At 47.2% G+C, this 880-nt stretch carries 1 pseudogene; it reads right to left on the minus strand.

The features are described from left to right. Positions 1 to 880, minus strand: a pseudogene (gene vmeK / locus R7Z49_RS24030) (multidrug efflux RND transporter permease subunit VmeK); the annotation flags it as partial.

An 880-nucleotide genomic window follows, 5' to 3' on the forward strand; every position in this document is an offset into this window, starting at 1 on the left:
GATATTGCCAATCCACAGGAGTTATTTGAATCTGACCGATTTCGTCACCATTATCGCTCGATCCAGTGCGAGTGTAGACACTTTCAAACTCATCATGACCCAGCATGACCTTTTCAATTTCTCGCATTACGATATCTTTCTCATTAATGGAAAGATCCCCGTAAGAGCGTACTTTTACGGTGAAAAATGGCGGGTCGACTTCAGGGAAAAACTCAGCTCCTAACCCCGCTTTACTGTAAGTAAATCCAACACCACCCGCCAGCAATACCGCGCTCAGCAGCACTTTCCAAGGATGTTGAATCGCCACAAACAAGTTTTTGTAATAAAGCTTGGTAATTCCTGTCGCTTTCTCAAAGTTTCCGTTGTGCAGCTCCACCATTTCTTGTTGGGCTTTAGGATTGATAACCTGAGGTTTACCAATAATGCCGCCAATAACAGGCACAAATAGCAAAGCCATCACCAATGACGCCGCTAACGTCGCGATTAGCGTTAACGGTAAGTACTTCATAAATTCACCGGTAATATCCGGCCAAAAAAGAAGCGGAGCAAATGCCGCCAACGTAGTCGCGGTAGAGGCGGTGATCGGCCATGCCATGCGTTTGGCTGCGTCTCGGTATGCCTCTTTACGCGGTGTGCCTTCTTGCATTCTCCGATCGGCAAACTCAGTGACGACGATTGCACCATCCACCAGCATGCCGACCGCCATGATTAAGGCAAACAGCACCACGATGTTTACGGTAAGACCAAAAACCGAGAGGACTAACAACCCCGTTAAGAAAGAGCCTGGAATAGAGATCCCAACCAACAAAGCCGTTCTTACCCCCAAGATCGCGATAATAACGATGACCACCAAAATGATTGCCGAGAGAATGTTGTTTTG

The organism is Vibrio sp. 1562, assembly GCF_033340155.1.
GTDB lineage: Bacteria > Pseudomonadota > Gammaproteobacteria > Enterobacterales > Vibrionaceae > Vibrio > Vibrio alginolyticus.